Source organism: Ruegeria sp. PrR005 (assembly GCF_010500245.1).
Taxonomy (GTDB): Bacteria; Pseudomonadota; Alphaproteobacteria; order Rhodobacterales; family Rhodobacteraceae; genus Ruegeria_B; species Ruegeria_B marisflavi.
Genome location: NZ_JAAGOX010000054.1, coordinates 157983 through 173398, shown reverse-complemented (window position 1 = coordinate 173398; position 15416 = coordinate 157983). Strand labels below are relative to the sequence as shown.

Here is a 15416-nt window from a genome sequence, read left to right as displayed (position 1 = left end):
TGATTCTATAGTCACGTGACAATATGGTAACGTAATGGCTCTTGCACCTGCCGCCAAAGCATTGGAGGCTCGGGAAAACGACCAGCAAAGGAAAAGCCCGGTGAGCGACACTCTGACAACCGACCAGGGGCGCAGCCTCGCCTATCACCTCACCCCGGGCGACGGCCCCTGCATTGTGTTTCTGGGCGGGTTGAAATCGGATATGGAGGGCACAAAGGCGGTGCATCTGGAGGCCTGGGCGCGGGCGCGGGGGCATGCGTTTCTGCGGTTCGATTACTCCGGGCATGGCGAAAGCTCAGGCATATTCGACGAAGGCGCGATCGGGGATTGGCACGAGGATACGCTGGCTGTTGTCGATACCCTGACCGACGGACCGCTGATCGTGGTCGGCTCGTCGATGGGGGGCTGGCAGGCGCTGTTGCTGGCGCGGGCGCGGCCCGGGCGGATCGCGGGCATGGTCACCGTTGCCGCCGCGCCGGATTTCACCGAAGATGGCTGGTGGGCCGGGTTTGACGCGGGCCAAAGGGCGCAGCTGGCCGCCGAGGGCCGGGTAGAGCTGCCCTCGGACTATATGGAACCCTATATCGTTACCCGCCGCATGATCGAGGACGGGCGGAACCACCTGGTGCTGCGCGCGCCGCTGCACCTGCCGTTTCCGGTGCGTTTCCTGCAAGGCACCGCCGATACGGCGGTGTCGGTCGATACTGCGGTGCGGCTTTTGCAACAGGCGACGGGGCCTGACATGCGGTTGTTGCTGGTCAAGGACGCCGATCACCGGTTCTCGGACGAGACCTGTCTGAAGATCATCGAGGATGCCGTGATCGACGTCCGGGGGGGTGGCTGATGCGGCGGTTTGGAAAGTTTCTGGGGCGTGCTCTTGCGGTGCTTGCGCTGGCGGGGGGGCTGGCCTGGTGGTTCGGCCCCTATGAAAACGTCGATCTGAAGGCCGGGTTCGACCCGCGCAAGTTCGGCGAGGGCGTGCAGGTCTATTTCGAGAGCATCGAATCCCGCTTTGCCGATATCACCCCGGGCGTGGCGAAACGCGTGATCTGGGCACCCGACGGGTACGAGCGGAGGACGCCCTATGCGCTGGTCTACCTGCACGGGTTCTCGGCCACCTCGGAGGAAATCCGCCCGGTGCCCGACCGCATCGCCCAGGCGCTGGGCGCCAATCTGGTCTATACCCGGTTGCAGGGGCATGGGCGCGGCAGCGCGGCAATGACCGAAGGCACGGCGTCCGGCTGGATGAGAGACGCGGCCGAGGCGCTGGCGGCGGGCCGGGCGGTTGGTGAAAAGGTGATCGTCCTGTCCACCTCGACCGGCGGCACTCTGGCGGCGGCGGCGGCGCTTGACCCCGGCATGTCGGCTGATGTGGCTGCGATGATCCTTGTCTCGCCCAATTTCGGAGTGAACGATCCGCTGGCCTTTGTTCCGACCCTGCCGGGCGCGCGCTATTGGTTGCCCTCGGTCATGGGCGGCGAGCGGGATGCCAGCAGCCCCGATCCGGAGAAAAACACCTATTGGACCACCCGTTACAGCTGGTCGGCGCTGGTGCCGATGGCGGCTTTGGTCAAGACGGTGATGGCGCTTGATTTCGGGCAGGCCCGGGTGCCGGCCCTGTTCTGGTTTTCGCCCGACGACAAGGTGGTGCGCCCCGATCTGACGGGCGAGGTCGCCAAGCGCTGGGGCGGACCGGCCGAGATGCGCACTGTCACCATGGGGCCGGGCGACGACCCGTCCTCGCATGTGATCGCGGGCGATATCATGTCGCCGGGGCAGACCGATATCGCGGTCGCGGGCATGCTCGCCTGGCTGCGGGAACAGGGAATAGAGTGATGGACCAGCGGGTGAGCCTGATCACCGTCGGCGCCGAGGATATCGAGGCGGCGGCATCTTTTTACGAGGCGCTGGGATGGCGCCGGGTCGAGACCCCGGACGGGGTGATCGCCTTTGACCTGATCGGGCAGGTGCTGGGCCTTTACCCGCTGGACGCGTTGGCCAAAGATATCGGCCTGCCGGTGGGCGCGCTGGGGCAGGGGGCAATGACGCTGAGCCACAATTGCCGCGACCGGGAAACGGTCGATGCGCTGCTCGACCGGGCGCAAGCGGCGGGGGCCGAGATCCTCAAACCTGCGTCCGAGGTGTTTTGGGGCGGCTATCACGGCTACTTCCGCGCGCCGGATGGCAGCATCTGGGAGATCGCCCATAACCCGTTTTCGGCGCTGGGACCCAATGGCGAGTTTCGCTGGAACGGGTACGGTTGATGCGCCGCCCGGGCAGCATGTGGAGCCTGGAAACCCTGGGCCGCGTGCGCCTGTCGCGGCATTTCTTCATGCGCGATTTCCTTTATTCCGAGATCGGCAATTTTCATGCGCAGCAGAACATTCCCGACGATCCGGATCTGGCGATCGAGACCGGGCGGGCCTTTTGCGAGACGCTGTTGGACCCGCTGGAGGAGACATTCGGCCGTATCGCGGTGCGCTCGGGTTATCGCTCGGCGGCACTCAACCGGTTCGGCAACGAGAACCGGCTGAACTGTGCCCGCAACGATCATCCGCTGGAATGCCATATCTGGGACCGGGGCCGAGGAGAGGCGCGCATCGCCGGGGCCTCGGTGGTGATCCCCTGGTTCGCGGACCGCTATGCGCAGGGGCGCGACTGGCGCGATCTGGCCTGGTGGCTGCACGATCACCTGGACTATTCCGAGATCTGGTTCTTTCCCAAACTCTGCGCTTTCAACCTGGTGTGGCGGCCCGTGCCGCTGCGCCGGATCGACAGCTATATCGCGCCGCGCGGGCGGCTGGTGGTGGCAGGAGAAGAGCCGCCGGTGCCGCTGGACAAGCGGCAGGCGGCCTATGCCGATTTTCCACCCTTCCGTGGCATCCGGTACCCCTGAGAGGGCTTGTCCGGTCGCCCGAAAATGCCCATTCTGCCGCCAGTTGAGGTGAGTGGCGGAAGGGATGACAATGACCGAACCCCTGGTTTTGCTGCCGGGCATGGCCTGTGACGCGCGGCTTTTCGATCATCAGATCCGCCATTTGTCGGCTGACCGGGCCGTCACCTTCTGTCCGATCACCCAGGCCGAGCGCATCGAGGAGATCGCCAAGGCGATCCTGCCGCAGCTTCCGGCGCGGTTTGCATTGGCGGGGCTCAGCATGGGCGGGATCGTGGCGATGGAGCTGATGCGGCGGGCACCCGAGCGGATCACGCGGCTGTGCCTGATGTCCACCGACGCGACAACCGATACGCCGCAGATCGCCGCCGGACGCGAGCCGCTGATGATCAGCGCACGGGTGGGCAAGCTGGACCAGGCCCTGGCCCAGATGATGCGGCCCGAGACGCTGGCGCCGGGGCCAGGGCGGATGGCGCTGCTGGATCTGGTGCGCGACATGGGGGTAGGGCTGGGCCCGGATGTCTTTGTGCGGCAGATGAAGGCGCTGCAACGGCGCCCCGATCAGCAGGGCACCCTGCGCAAGATCAAGGTGCCGACCCTCATCCTGTGCGGCGCGCATGACCGCATGACCTCGGTCCGGCGGCATACGTTCCTAGCGGAGCTGATCAGTGGAGCCGAGTTGAAGGTGATCGAGGATGCGGGCCACCTGCCAACGCTGGAAACTCCCGAAACGGTGACGGAGCATCTGCGCGGCTGGCTGGCGGCCTGACCGTCAGGGGTAGAGCGCCCGGCGTTCGTCCTTGGTCAGGATATGGGGGTCCGCCACCGGATCGCCGGTGGTCGGATCAAAGAACGGGGTTTCCCGCCAGCGGCCCGACAGCCGTGCAGCGAGCATCCGGGACAACAACCCGTAAACCGCCGGTGCGGCGTTGATGTGTTTGGTGCCGCCGCCGGGCCGCGGCACGAATCCTTGCGTGCGCACCGGCCCCAATGCGGTCGTATCGGCCAGTCGCCGTGTGTTGAACCCGGCAAAAGGGGTCTTGGCCGATTTCAGGGTGGTTGCGATCGGGGTGTTGCAACACTTGGCGTACCAGCGGAACAAGCCCTTGGGCGACAGGCGCATCAGCGCAAGCTGCTCGCGCCCCTTTTCGATCACGATTCCATCGGGGCAGAGCTGGAAAATGTTCACCGGGCCGGGCGCCGGATCGGGTTGGTTGAAGTAAAGCTCGCCCGCCCGGCAATCCGCGCAATAGCAGACCACATGGGTGCCGGATTGCACCGCTGCCGGAGTCAGATGGCCGGACAGCGCCCCGCAGGCGCAGGCGAAAGCCAGCGGTTGTGCGGGGCGCTTTGGCATTGTCAGGCCGCCGAATTCGTGTTGGCGACCTTGATCTTGTTATCCTTGCGGGCGTTGTTGTTCATGAACTCGATCACCAGCGGGCGGATGTTGTCGCGCCAGCTGCGGCCGGCAAAGATACCGTAATGACCGGCCTCGGGCTCAAGATGGCTGGCCTTCTTGCTGTCCGGCAGGCTGGTACACAGGTCGAGCGCGGCGATACACTGGCCCGGGGCCGAGATATCGTCATTCGCGCCCTCGACGGTCATTACCGCAACATTGGTGATTTTCGAGATATCCACCTTGTGGCCGTCGACCACGAACTGGTTCCTGGCAATTTCGCGTTTCTTGAAGACCCGCTCGACCGTCGACAGGTAGAATTCCGCCGTCATGTCCATGACCGCCAGATATTCGTCATAGAACCGGTTGTGTGCATCGTGGTCGGATGCCTCGTCACGCATCACGCGATAGATCTGGTCCGTGAACGCCTTGGAATGACGGTCGCCGTTCATCGACATGAAGGAGGCCAATTGAAGCAGGCCGGGATAGACCATCCGGCCAACGCCCTGATACTTGAACCCGACGCGCTGGATCATCGATTGTTCCAACTGGCCCATGGTGACGCGGCGGCCGAAATCGGTGACCTCGGTCGGAGTGGCGTCGGGGTCGACGGGGCCGCCGATCAGGGTCAGCGTGCTGGGCTGTGCCTTGGGGTCCAGTTCCGCCAGATAGGCGGTCGCGGCCAGGGTCAGGGGCGCCGGCTGGCAAACCGCCACCACATGGGTATCGGGGCCAAGTTCGCGCATGAAATCAACAAGGTAAAGCGTGTAATCCTCGACATCGAACTTGCCTGCGGACACCGGGATGTCGCGGGCATTGTGCCAGTCGGTGATATAGACCTCGCAATTGACCAGTAGGCTCTTCACGGTCGAACGCAAGAGCGTTGCATAGTGTCCCGACATCGGGGCCACGATCAGCACCTTGCGCGGCTGGGTCTCTCGGCCGGCGACGTTGAAGTGGACGAGATCGCCGAAGTCCCGCTCGACCACGGTGGTGATTTCGACCAGGTGATCCTTGCCGTCCTCACAGGTAAAGGTGCGGATCCCCCAGTCGGGTTTCACGACCATGCGCTGGAAGGTGCGTTCGGTCACCTCGCCCCAGGCGGCCATCCAGTTGAACATGGGGTTGGGAACCATCGAGAAGGCGGGATAGGATGCCATCGCGCTGGCAGTCGCCCCAAGCCACTGGTTGGTGTTCCGAACGGTTTCCATCAAATCGTAGGTCATCATGTAGCGCATGAAATGGGCCTCCTAAGCCACACCCATAGAGTTTGGACCATTCGTCGCTTTGCCCCCCGACACCCACGACGGTATTCTGCATAGCAGCGACGTTAAGGGGGATTCCTTAAAATGACAACAAGTGACGGGAATACGCCGGAATTGACCGGCGAACACTTTGAACAGCTCAAGGAAAATATGGCCAAAGTCGAACAGCTGTCCAAACGGCTGGTCGAACTCATGGCCGGGAAAAAGCCGCATACGCCCGCGCTGGATTCCCCGAATCAAGAGCTTTTTGCAAAGGCAGCAACGGCCTATTGGACCGAAGCCTGGCAAAATCCCGCCAAGTTGCTGGAGCAGCAGCTGGAATTCTGGGGCAAGTCGGTGATGAATTTCGCCGAAGCGCAACAGGCTCTGCTGACCGGCGAGGTCGAAGAAGGGGAAGGGGCGCCCAAGGATCGTCGCTTTGCCAACCCGCTTTGGGAAACCAACCCCTATTTCCGCTTCGTCAAGCAGCAGTACCAGACCAACGCCGCCGCGCTGGCGCAGGCGGTCGCCTCGGTCGAGGATCTGCCGGACAAGGACCGCAAGCGGCTCAAGTACTTCTCGCAGCAGATCATCGACCTGATGGCGCCGACCAATTTCCTGGGCACCAACCCCGACGCGCTGGAACGGGCGGTGGAAACCGAGGGGCGGTCGCTGCTGCAAGGGCTGGAGAACCTGATCCGGGATCTCGAGGCCAATGGCGGCGAACTGGTGGTCAAGCTGGCGGACGAGAGCGCCTTTGAGGTTGGCGGCAATATTGCCACCACGCCGGGCGATGTCGTGTATCGCAACCGGATGATGGAGCTGATCCAGTACAAGCCGGTCACCGAGACTGTCTATGAAACGCCGATCGTGCTGTTCCCGCCCTGGATCAACAAGTTCTACATCCTCGACCTGAAGGCGCAGAACAGTTTCATCAAATGGGTGACCGAGCAGGGCTATACCATCTTTGTCGTCAGCTGGATCAACCCGGATGCCAGCTATGCCGATGTGGGGATGGAGGATTACGTTCAGGACGGTTTCCTGGCCGCCATCGACGAGGTCAAGAAGATCTGCAAGGTCAAGCAGGTCAATGCGGTGGGCTATTGCATCGCGGGCACCACGCTGAGCCTGACGCTGTCGCTGATGAAGCAGACCGGCGACAAGTCGGTGAAATCGGCGACCTTCTTCACCGCACTCACCGATTTTTCGGACCAGGGCGAGTTCACCCCCTTCCTTCAGGACGATTTCATCGACGGGATCGAAGACCAGGTCGACAAGGACGGCGTGCTGCGGTCCTGGATCATGGCGCGCACCTTCTCTTATCTGCGGTCAAACGACCTGGTCTATTCCCCGGCGATCCGCAGCTACATGTTGGGAGAGACGCCGCCGGCGTTCGACCTGCTGTACTGGAACGGCGACGGCGCGAACCTGCCCGGCAAGATGGCCAAGCAATATCTGCGTGGCCTGTGCCAGCGCAACCAGTTCGCCGGAGAAGGGTTCGACCTGATGGGCCACACGCTGCATGTGCGCGATGTGGACGTGCCGCTGATGGCGATCACCTGCGAGACAGACCACATCGCGGCCTGGAAGGATTGCTATCGCGGCGTGCAGCAGATGGGATCGAAGTCCAAGACGTTTGTGGTGTCGGAATCCGGTCATATCGCCGGGATCGTGAACCCGCCGTCCAAGAAGAAATACGGCCACTACACCAACCCCGACCTGAAGCTGGATGCCGATGCGTGGATGGCAGAGGCCGATTTCAACGAAGGCTCCTGGTGGCCGATGTGGGATGCCTGGATGCAAAAGCGCTCGGGCAAGCAGGTTCCCGCCCGGGACACCGGTGATTCGGATCACCCCCGCCTGTGCCCGGCGCCCGGCACCTATGTGGTTGCCAAGGCAAGTCATTGATTTCTTGGGCTTAGGTGAAAATATTCTGCGGTGCAGCAAAAAAAACTTGAAATGCTGCACCGCAGAAAGCATATTCCTCTCAAGCCGAAGGAAACGGGGTGGGCCCGGACCCGGCAAAGAGGATTGAGACAATGGCAAAGACCCAAGATTTTTCCGCCGTCATGAAAGACATGATGGGTGCATTCCCGGTTGATACCAAGGCAATGGAAGACGCGTTCAAGTCGACCGCAGCCCTGAACGAGAAACTGTCGGGCGTCGCTCTGGAAGCCGCCGAGAAATCGGCCGAGATTTCCAGCAAGTGGACCAAGGAAACCCTGGCCAAGCTGAGCGACATGTCGAAAGCAAAGGCAGAGCCGGCAGACTATGCCAAGGCGATGACCGATTTCGCCAGCGCGTCGGCTGAAGTTGCCGCCGAGAACATGGCCGCCTTCGCCGAAGTTGCGAAGAAAGTGCAGATGGACACCGTCGAGCTGCTGATGGCTGCCGGCAAGGACATCACCGAAGATGCGACCGCAGCGGTCAAGAAGGCCACCAACGACGTGACCGCCGCTGCAAAGAAAGCCGCAGCTGCAAAGTAAGCGAAAGCGCGGGGGCGCACCCTCTCTCCTCCCCCCTTAGGTGCACACCCGCTGGGCAGGTCGAAAGACCTGCCCTTTCTCTTTTCTTTTGTGCTGCGCTCGCATAGGCTTTGCCGCAGCGCGATAAAAATGGGGAGGGTTCGCCTTGGGCGATGGAGACAAGCCGCTGCTGATCAAGCGTTATGCCAGCCGGCGCCTTTATAATACCGAGACCAGCGATTACGTGACGCTGGAAGATATCGCCGGGTTCATCCGCGCCGGGCGCGAGGTGCAGATCGTCGACCTGAAATCCGGCGACGACCTGACGCGGCAATACCTGCTTCAGATCATTGCCGAGCATGAAAGCCGCGGTGAAAACGTGCTGCCGGTGAACGTGCTCAACGACCTCGTGCGCAGCTACATGTTGCCGGGCGGCGGCATGATGCCCCAGTTCCTGCAAAGCTCGTTCGACATGCTGCGCGACAGCCAGTCCAAGCTGATGGAGAACATGAACGCGATGAACCCGATGGCCCAGATACCGGGGTTCGAGGCGCTCAAGGCCCAGCAGGAGGCATTCATTCGCGCCATGACCGGCGGGCTTGGCGGCAATTGGAGCGGCCCCGGGCGCAAGCAGGATGAAGCCGGTACGTCGGACTCGGGCGAGGATCTGGACGATATCAAGAAACAACTGGCCGAGTTGCAGCGCAAGCTTTCCAAGCTGAGTTGATCTTAGCGCGGCTTTGGCTGCTGGCTTTGCTGGCCCTGCTGCCGATCGGTGCAGGGCAGGCGCAGGGTGTGCTGACGCCCGACTATGACGGAATCTGCGGATTGGGTCGCCAATCCGATACCGGATGTGCGGACATCCGGGCGCGCCGGATCGCGGACGCGGCGCAAGCCCCTTGGCGCGCCATCGGCCGTGTGAACTTTGCCGGTCCCGAGACCCGGCTCCATTGCACCGGTGTTCTGGTCGCCGAGCGGTTGGTGCTGACGGCAGCCCATTGTCTGTACAATCAGGCGCGCAAACGCTGGATTCCTCCGGGGGCGGTGCAATTCGTGGCGGGATACCAGCGGGGCGAGGCAACGGCGAGTTCGCCCGTGCGCCGTTATCGGCTCGATCCGAAACAGGGTGTCGGCGGCGGGTTTCACCCTGATCTAGCGCTCGATTGGGCGGTGCTGGAACTGGTTCAGCCCTTGGGCCGGTCGATCGGTATGCTGCCGGTTACCTTGCCTGGAGAATCCGGTTTCGTTGCGGGATACAGCGGATTGCGCCCGCATGTGCTGAGCGTGACAGGGGAATGCCCGGTATCCCGGGGGACGGATGGAGCGCTACGCGGGATTTGCCCGGTGATGCGGGGCGATTCCGGTGCGCCGCTGTTGTCCGGCTCGCCTGAGCAGCCTGCTGTAGCGGCGATCGTGTCCCGTATCGCGCCAACGGCCGAAGGCGTTTCGGTTCTTTTCCTGCCAGTGGCGATGTTCGACCTGAACCAAGAGTGAAGGCCGCAAGTCCGCGTGAACATCGCTCTCGTAGCGCGGTGCTTACTCCGGCAAACCGGCCCGGCACAGCCCCTCCAGCCAGCGCTCCCAATCATCCTCGTGCCGGACCGGAACGATTGCGCGGACGCGTGTCACGGTCAGGCCGGGCATTTTGTCCAGCAGCCTGCCGACCGAGGCGTGCGCCTCTTCTTGTCTTCCCAGCATTGCCAGTGCGGCAGCTTCCTGCCGCATCAGCGAGGCATATCCCGGTGTTTCCCGCAGGCCTGCCTGCGCATTGTTGAGGCAGGTTTCGTAATCCGCGGCGACATAGGCTCCGATGCCGAAACCACCCCGCCAGAAAGGTTTCAGAGGATCCCGTGGGCTGAGCGCCGCGGCCCGTTCATAGGCCGCCTTTGCCTCGGGGTACTGGCCGGAGACACCGTAGAGCGCGGCGCAGTTCCCGTATCCGACCGCCAGGTTGGGGTTGAGCCGGATCGCACGCATCAGATGGGTTTCTCCCTCTTCGAAATCGCGGGCAAAGTTGCAGGCCATGCCCAAAATGGCATGGGCATTGGCGTTGTTGTCGTCCTGTTCGACCGCTTTTTCCGCCGACGCCTTGGCCGATTGGATCGCAGCCCCCGTGTCGGTGCGCCAGACATGCAGCATGGCCATCAGATCGCAGAGCGCGATCCCGGCATGCGCTTCGCTCATGTTGGGGTCACTGGCGACAATCTGGCTCAGCAGGGCGCGCGCCTCTTCGTTGTCGGGCTGCAAGAACTTACCCAGATGCCAGCGCGCGCGCAGGACCTTGTCCCAGGATGACAGGCTTTCGGGCCGGCTGCGGGCGCGTTTGAACTCGGCGTTCATGGTCTCGGGCGCCACCGCCTCGACAATGGCCTGGGTGATCTCGTCCTGAACCGCAAAGATGTCGTCGATCGAGCGGTCGTAGCGGTCCGCCCAGAGATGGGCACCGGTCTCGCCGTCGATCAGCTGTCCCGTGACACGAACCTTGTTGCCCGCCTTGCGGACGCTGCCTTCGAGCAGATAACGCACGCCGAGATCCCGGCAGACCTGATCGACGCGAACGGCCTTGCCCTTGTAGGTGAAGGTCGTGTTGCGGGCGATGACCTTGAATTCGCGGAAATGCGACAGGGCGGTGATGATGTCCTCGGCGATCCCGTCCGAGAAATACTCCTGCTCGGGGTCGGCGGACATGTTGTCAAAGGCCAGAACCGCAATGCCTGGCCGGTCGAACCCCGGTTCGGCCAGGGCTGCTGCGGGCTCCATGTCCGGCAACCAGCGCAACACCCGGACAGGTTTTTCGATGTTCTTGAGCTGCTGCAATCCGGTATCGGCAAAACGCGGGTCCAGTCGGCTGCCCAGGCTGTCGGCAACCGGGCCAGAAACGCAGATACCGCCGGGTTCGGCCAGCGCCTCGAGCCGCGCGGCGATGTTCACACCGTCGCCGTAAAGATCGGACCCTTGAAGGATCACGTCGCCCAGATTGATCCCGATCCGCAGTTTCAGCGTTGGATCTGAGGCCAGCCTTTCCTGCACCGCGATGGCGCAGGACACCGCATTGGCGACGCTGGAAAACTCGACCAGCGCGCCGTCGCCCATCAGTTTGACGATCCGGCCGCCGGTGCGCGCTACTTCCGGGTCGAACACGGTCTTGCGCATGTCGATCAGGCGGGCCAGCGTGCCGGCCTCGTCCCGGCCCATCATCGCGGAAAACCCGACGACATCGGCAGCAAGAATAGCGGTCAGGCGTCGGGTCATCGGGGTCTGCTCTGTTGGAACGGGCAAACCCATTCCAACAAAACGGCGGCGATTTTCCTAGGAAAATCTATGCCTCAGGTCCCATAGGCCCGGGCGGGGCCGGTCACCTCGGCCATTGCAGCCAGCAGGATATCGGCGACCACGTCCAACTCAGCCCGGCTTAGCCGCACCGGCAGGCGCACGTCGCAGGCGCGCATCAGCATGGCGCGGGTCTGCGGCAGGTCGGGTACATCGCCCAGGAACTGCCAGTTCCAGAAGGCGCGGGCATTATCCTCGCTCAGGCCAAAGACCTGCACCTTGACCCCACGCCGCTCGGCGGCGGCGGCAAAGGCGCGGGTTTCCGCCTCGTCCAGCCCGATCAGGTTGAACTGGATCGAATCCGGGGCGCGCCGTTCCGGCGCCAACGGGGCAGGGACGTCGATGAAGGGGGACGTGTTCAGGCGACCCGCCACATAGTCGTGATTGACCAGCCCGTCGCGCACCCGGCGTGCCAGTTCGGGGATTTGCGGGCGGATCACCGCCGCGCTCAGGTTCGACATGCGCAGATTGTAAAGCGGCAGCTTGTTCTGCCAGCGGGCAAAGGCCTCGGCCAGTTCCGGCGAATTCTGTCCCTCCGGCCCCTTGTGTTTCTTCCAGTTATGCTCGTAGGCGCCAGACATGATCACCGCGCGCGCCACCAGATCGGCGTCGTCGGTGACCAGAATGCCGCCTTCGCCCGCGTTGATCATCTTGTAGGACTGGAACGAGAAACAGCCGACCCGGCCGATGGTGCCGATATTGCGCCCGTGCCATGTGGTCCCCAAAGAATGCGCCGCGTCCTCGATCACCGGGATACCGCGCGCATCGCAGAGCGCCATGACCCTGTCCATGTCCGAGGTATGGCCGCGCATATGGCTGATGATCACGGCCTGCACGCCCTCCAGCTTGGCCGCAAAGTCGCCCATGTCGATCCGGTAATTGGCGCCGACCTCGCACAGGACCGGAATGCAGTCGGCGTGCACGATGGACGAGGGTACGGCGGCAAAGGTAAAGCCCGGGATCAGCACCCGCGCATCGCGCGGCAGGCCCAGCGCCTTGAGAGACAGGAACAGCGCCGCCGAGCAGGAGGACACCGCCAGCGCGTATTTCGACCCGAGCAGCGCGGCGAACTCTGCCTCGAGCAGGGCCACCGGCGCATCCTGCGGCGCGGTATAGCGGAACAGATCACCCGATTGCATCAGCGCGTCGATGGCTTCGCGCGCGGCGGCGGGAATGGGTTCGGCGTCGTGAACGTTGGGTGGCAGCATCATATTTGAGATTCCTGAATTCAACCTTTCAAAATTGTAAATCAGTTGTGTAACAGAGCCAAGAAAATCCTGAACGGACATACAGAAATCCGCCGAGTGGGGGAAATCGGTTCCGCAGATCGTGTTGGTCCGCAATGCGGACGTAGCGGACGCTGCCAAGTTGACGACTATAGCTCTCAATGGCGCATCAGTTTCAGCCAATAGTTTTTCAGTAATTTCGCAGCGATGCCAGAACTCGTTGGGCATCGCGGGAGAGACCCGCAGCGCGCTTTGGAAACTGGCTGCCTGTGCCCTTGGTCACGCGAAGGACGTTGACGTTGACGAACACCACAATGTACCGTTTCTGCCGCGCGTCGTATTTCACGCACACGGCCCCGGACCTGTCGACCCTGGTCTGATGCCCCGGCTTGCTTTCCGTTTGCAACAAGTCGATATCGAAGGTCGCGCAGCCATCAAAACCATCCGGCACATCGGACTTCAGCATGTTGACTGCGCCTTGATCGAGCACTTTCACATTCCTGTTCGAGGCCAGGTTCTTGTTTGCGGTGCTTGCGACAATCAATGCTACAACCGTCCCAAGTGCGGATTTTTCGTTGGCATCCGGCTCTCGCTTGAAGCTCGAGCCCAATATCTGGTTGGGAGTCAGGTACCGCGCATCCAGTGAGGTGGACCTTTGACCTCCATTCTCAATTGAACTCTGTACATCGATGCAATGCGTCACATCGCCGATACGCTCGACCTTGCAGCCGTAAGGCGTCGCGACGGCCACCGTCGACTTATCTTTCAGCTTGATACCAAAAGCTTCTGCATCTGCGGCGCCAGCAGCGAGCCCCAGTACTGTTGCAATCAATATAGAACAGGTCACCATCTCTTTGCCCAAGCGACGCTTTGGCTCGGACAAGAAACGTTCCCGGAGACGAAAACATGATCTCAATATACCGATTTCCTTCATAAGTCGTACTCCGATAAGCCTCACACAAGAGTTCTTTGAATCGCCGGCAATGATCTACACATCTATTGTCCCGGATTGTCGGGCGAGATGGGCGGACCGGCGCAGCCAGCTAATGTCAGCAATGCCGCAGCGCCTACGATCTTTCTGAGAACTTTGGCTTGGGGCAACATCATGCCTCCGTTGTTCTTTCCTGGAGAACGAGTGAGACAAGAAAAGTTCGGGATCGACGCAAGGCTGCGCTGGTCGGGGAAATGAGGGCTACCCATGACATCGGAAAACCCGCAACTGCCTAGTGTCGGCGCGAGTTTACGCCTTTTTTTCGGGTCGGGTCATGAGGCCCACTTTGGTTGCGCAAGTCAACGATTTTCCCGGCACTCGCGAAGTGGTCTGTTCTTATGCCGAGCGCGCGTCGACTTTGAGCGCCAGTGCACTGCACGATGATTGCGTGTAAACCCGATGAGCGACCGCACCGGGCTCGAACCGGACCAACACGATGCGCGGACGCTGCCAAAAAGGAAACGGGAAGGGCAAGCCCTTCCCGCATCACAGGGAGAACAATCTGCCGCTGATCAGACGTTCAGCAGCAGATGCTCGCGTTCCCAGGGTGAAATCACCTGAAGGAACTCGTTGTATTCGGCGCGTTTGACGATGCTGTAGACGCGGGCGAACTCCGGCCCGAGCACATCGTGCAGGTCCTTGGCCTCGTCGAACATATCAAGCGCATCGCCCATCACCTGCGGGATATCGCCTTCGCCGTCATAGGCATCGCCCTTGAACTGCTTGCGCGGGCGTTTCTCTTCCATCAGGCCGAGATAGCCGCAGGCCAGCGACATGGCGATACCCAGGTAGGGGTTACAGTCCATGCCCGCCAGCCGGTTCTCGATCCGGCGCGCGGATGGGCCGGACAGCGGCACGCGAATGCCGGTGGTGCGGTTGTCACGGCCCCATTCCAGGTTGATGGGCGCGGCGTGATCCTTCACATAGCGGCGGTACGAGTTCACATAAGGTGCCATCACCGCCAGGCCCGAGGGCAGGTGGTTCTGCAAACCGGCAATGAAGTGATAGAAGGCATCGGTTTCGCCGCCCTGCGGGCCTGAGAAGATGTTCTCGCCGGTTTCCATGTCCACGATCGAATGGTGGATATGCATGGCGCTGCCGGGTTCGTCCTCGATCGGCTTGGCCATGAAGGTGGCGAAACAATTGTGGCGCAGCGCCGCCTCGCGGATCAGCCGTTTGAAGTAGAACACTTCGTCGGCCAGCTTGACCGGGCTGCCATGGCGCAGGTTGATTTCCAGCTGACCGGCGCCGCCTTCCTGGGTGATGCCGTCGATCTCGAATCCCTGCGCCTCGGCGAAATCATAGATGTCGTCGATCACCGGGCCGAATTCGTCGACCGCGGTCATCGAATAGGCCTGCCGTGCCGCCGCCGGGCGGCCCGAGCGGCCCATCATCGGCTCGATCTCCTTGGCCGGGTCCAGGTTGCGGGCCACCAGATAGAATTCCATCTCGGGCGCCACGACCGGTTTCCAGCCCTGCGCGTGATAGAGCGAGACCACATGCTTCAGCACGTTGCGCGGGCTGAACGGAATCGGGTCACCGTCGCGGTCATAGGCGTCATGGATCACCTGAAGCGTCCAGTCGCCGGTCCAGGGCGCGGCGGTGGCGGTCGAGTAATCGGGGCGCAGGATCATGTCGCGCTCGATAAAGCCCTCTTCGCCCGCGGCATCGCCCCAGTCGCCGGTGATGGTTTGATAAAAGATGCTGTCGGGCAGGTGGAAATAGTCCTGCCGCGCGAATTTGCTGGCGGGAACCGCCTTGCCACGGGCAATGCCGGGCAAGTCCGAGATGATGCATTCCACCTCGTCCAGGCGGCGGTTTTCCAGGTATGCCTTTGCGGCATCGGGGAGGTTGTCAGTCCAGTCGGCCAT

15 protein-coding genes are annotated in these 15416 nt (G+C 62.4%); 9 read left to right on the top strand and 6 right to left on the bottom strand.

The genetic code is table 11. From position 1 onward, the window contains the following. Positions 1-100: 100 nt before the first annotated feature. The 5 genes from G0P99_RS20970 (at position 101) to G0P99_RS20950 (ending at position 3662) form a co-directional block, all read left to right on the top strand. Entirely contained in the window at positions 101-844 is a 744-nt protein-coding gene (locus tag G0P99_RS20970; protein ID WP_164132434.1) for an alpha/beta fold hydrolase, read from the top strand. Next, positions 844-1836 carry a carboxylesterase gene (locus G0P99_RS20965; RefSeq protein WP_164132433.1) on the top strand — a complete coding sequence of 331 codons (993 nt, stop codon included), beginning with the start codon at positions 844-846 and terminating at the stop codon, positions 1834-1836. Before G0P99_RS20970 ends, G0P99_RS20965 begins: the two co-directional genes overlap by 1 nt. Beyond that, positions 1836-2264, top strand: a complete 429-nt coding sequence (locus G0P99_RS20960) for a VOC family protein (protein WP_164132432.1) — start codon at positions 1836-1838, stop codon at positions 2262-2264. The genes G0P99_RS20965 and G0P99_RS20960 overlap by 1 nt, the downstream gene beginning before the upstream one ends. 17 nt (positions 2265-2281) lie before the next feature. Next, positions 2282-2896 (top strand): hypothetical protein, encoded by a 615-nt coding sequence (locus tag G0P99_RS20955; protein WP_164132494.1) that lies wholly within the window; start codon positions 2282-2284, stop codon positions 2894-2896. A 70-nt stretch (positions 2897-2966) separates the two neighbouring features. Then, entirely contained in the window at positions 2967-3662 is a 696-nt protein-coding gene (locus G0P99_RS20950) for an alpha/beta fold hydrolase (protein WP_164132431.1), read from the top strand. A gap of 3 nt (positions 3663-3665) precedes the next feature. Here G0P99_RS20950 and G0P99_RS20945 read toward each other — a convergent pair whose 3' ends face one another. Then, entirely contained in the window at positions 3666-4250 is a 585-nt protein-coding gene (locus G0P99_RS20945; RefSeq protein WP_164132430.1) for a DUF6151 family protein, read from the bottom strand. Positions 4251-4252: 2 nt separating this feature from the next. Further along, entirely contained in the window at positions 4253-5527 is a 1275-nt protein-coding gene (gene phaZ, locus G0P99_RS20940; protein WP_164132429.1) for a polyhydroxyalkanoate depolymerase, read from the bottom strand. A 111-nt stretch (positions 5528-5638) separates the two neighbouring features. Between phaZ and G0P99_RS20935 the strand changes: the two genes are divergently transcribed. From G0P99_RS20935 to G0P99_RS20920, 4 genes are all read left to right on the top strand, one after another. Beyond that, positions 5639-7441: an alpha/beta hydrolase gene (locus G0P99_RS20935; protein WP_164132428.1), complete on the top strand. Its 1803-nt coding sequence runs from the start codon at positions 5639-5641 to the stop codon at positions 7439-7441. Positions 7442-7572: 131 nt separating this feature from the next. Continuing rightward, positions 7573-8019: a phasin, PhaP gene (locus G0P99_RS20930; protein WP_164132427.1), complete on the top strand. Its 447-nt coding sequence runs from the start codon at positions 7573-7575 to the stop codon at positions 8017-8019. Positions 8020-8164: 145 nt separating this feature from the next. After that, positions 8165-8725, top strand: a complete 561-nt coding sequence (phaR, locus tag G0P99_RS20925; protein WP_164132426.1) for a polyhydroxyalkanoate synthesis repressor PhaR — start codon at positions 8165-8167, stop codon at positions 8723-8725. 26 nt (positions 8726-8751) lie between these two features. Continuing rightward, positions 8752-9492: a serine protease gene (locus tag G0P99_RS20920; protein ID WP_239059891.1), complete on the top strand. Its 741-nt coding sequence runs from the start codon at positions 8752-8754 to the stop codon at positions 9490-9492. Between the two features lie 42 nt (positions 9493-9534). Here the strand turns inward: G0P99_RS20920 and G0P99_RS20915 are convergent, their stop codons facing one another. The 4 genes from G0P99_RS20915 to G0P99_RS20900 form a co-directional block, all read right to left on the bottom strand. Continuing rightward, positions 9535-11250 carry an adenylate/guanylate cyclase domain-containing protein gene (locus G0P99_RS20915; protein WP_164132425.1) on the bottom strand — a complete coding sequence of 572 codons (1716 nt, stop codon included), beginning with the start codon at positions 11248-11250 and terminating at the stop codon, positions 9535-9537. 74 nt (positions 11251-11324) lie between these two features. Next, positions 11325-12539: a DegT/DnrJ/EryC1/StrS aminotransferase family protein gene (locus G0P99_RS20910; protein WP_164132424.1), complete on the bottom strand. Its 1215-nt coding sequence runs from the start codon at positions 12537-12539 to the stop codon at positions 11325-11327. A gap of 205 nt (positions 12540-12744) precedes the next feature. Further along, the gene (locus tag G0P99_RS20905; RefSeq protein WP_164132423.1) at positions 12745-13488 is read right to left on the bottom strand and encodes a hypothetical protein; all 744 of its coding nucleotides are present in this window, start codon (positions 13486-13488) and stop codon (positions 12745-12747) included. Positions 13489-14057: 569 nt separating this feature from the next. Continuing rightward, positions 14058-15416: a glutamine synthetase family protein gene (locus G0P99_RS20900; RefSeq protein WP_164132422.1), complete on the bottom strand. Its 1359-nt coding sequence runs from the start codon at positions 15414-15416 to the stop codon at positions 14058-14060.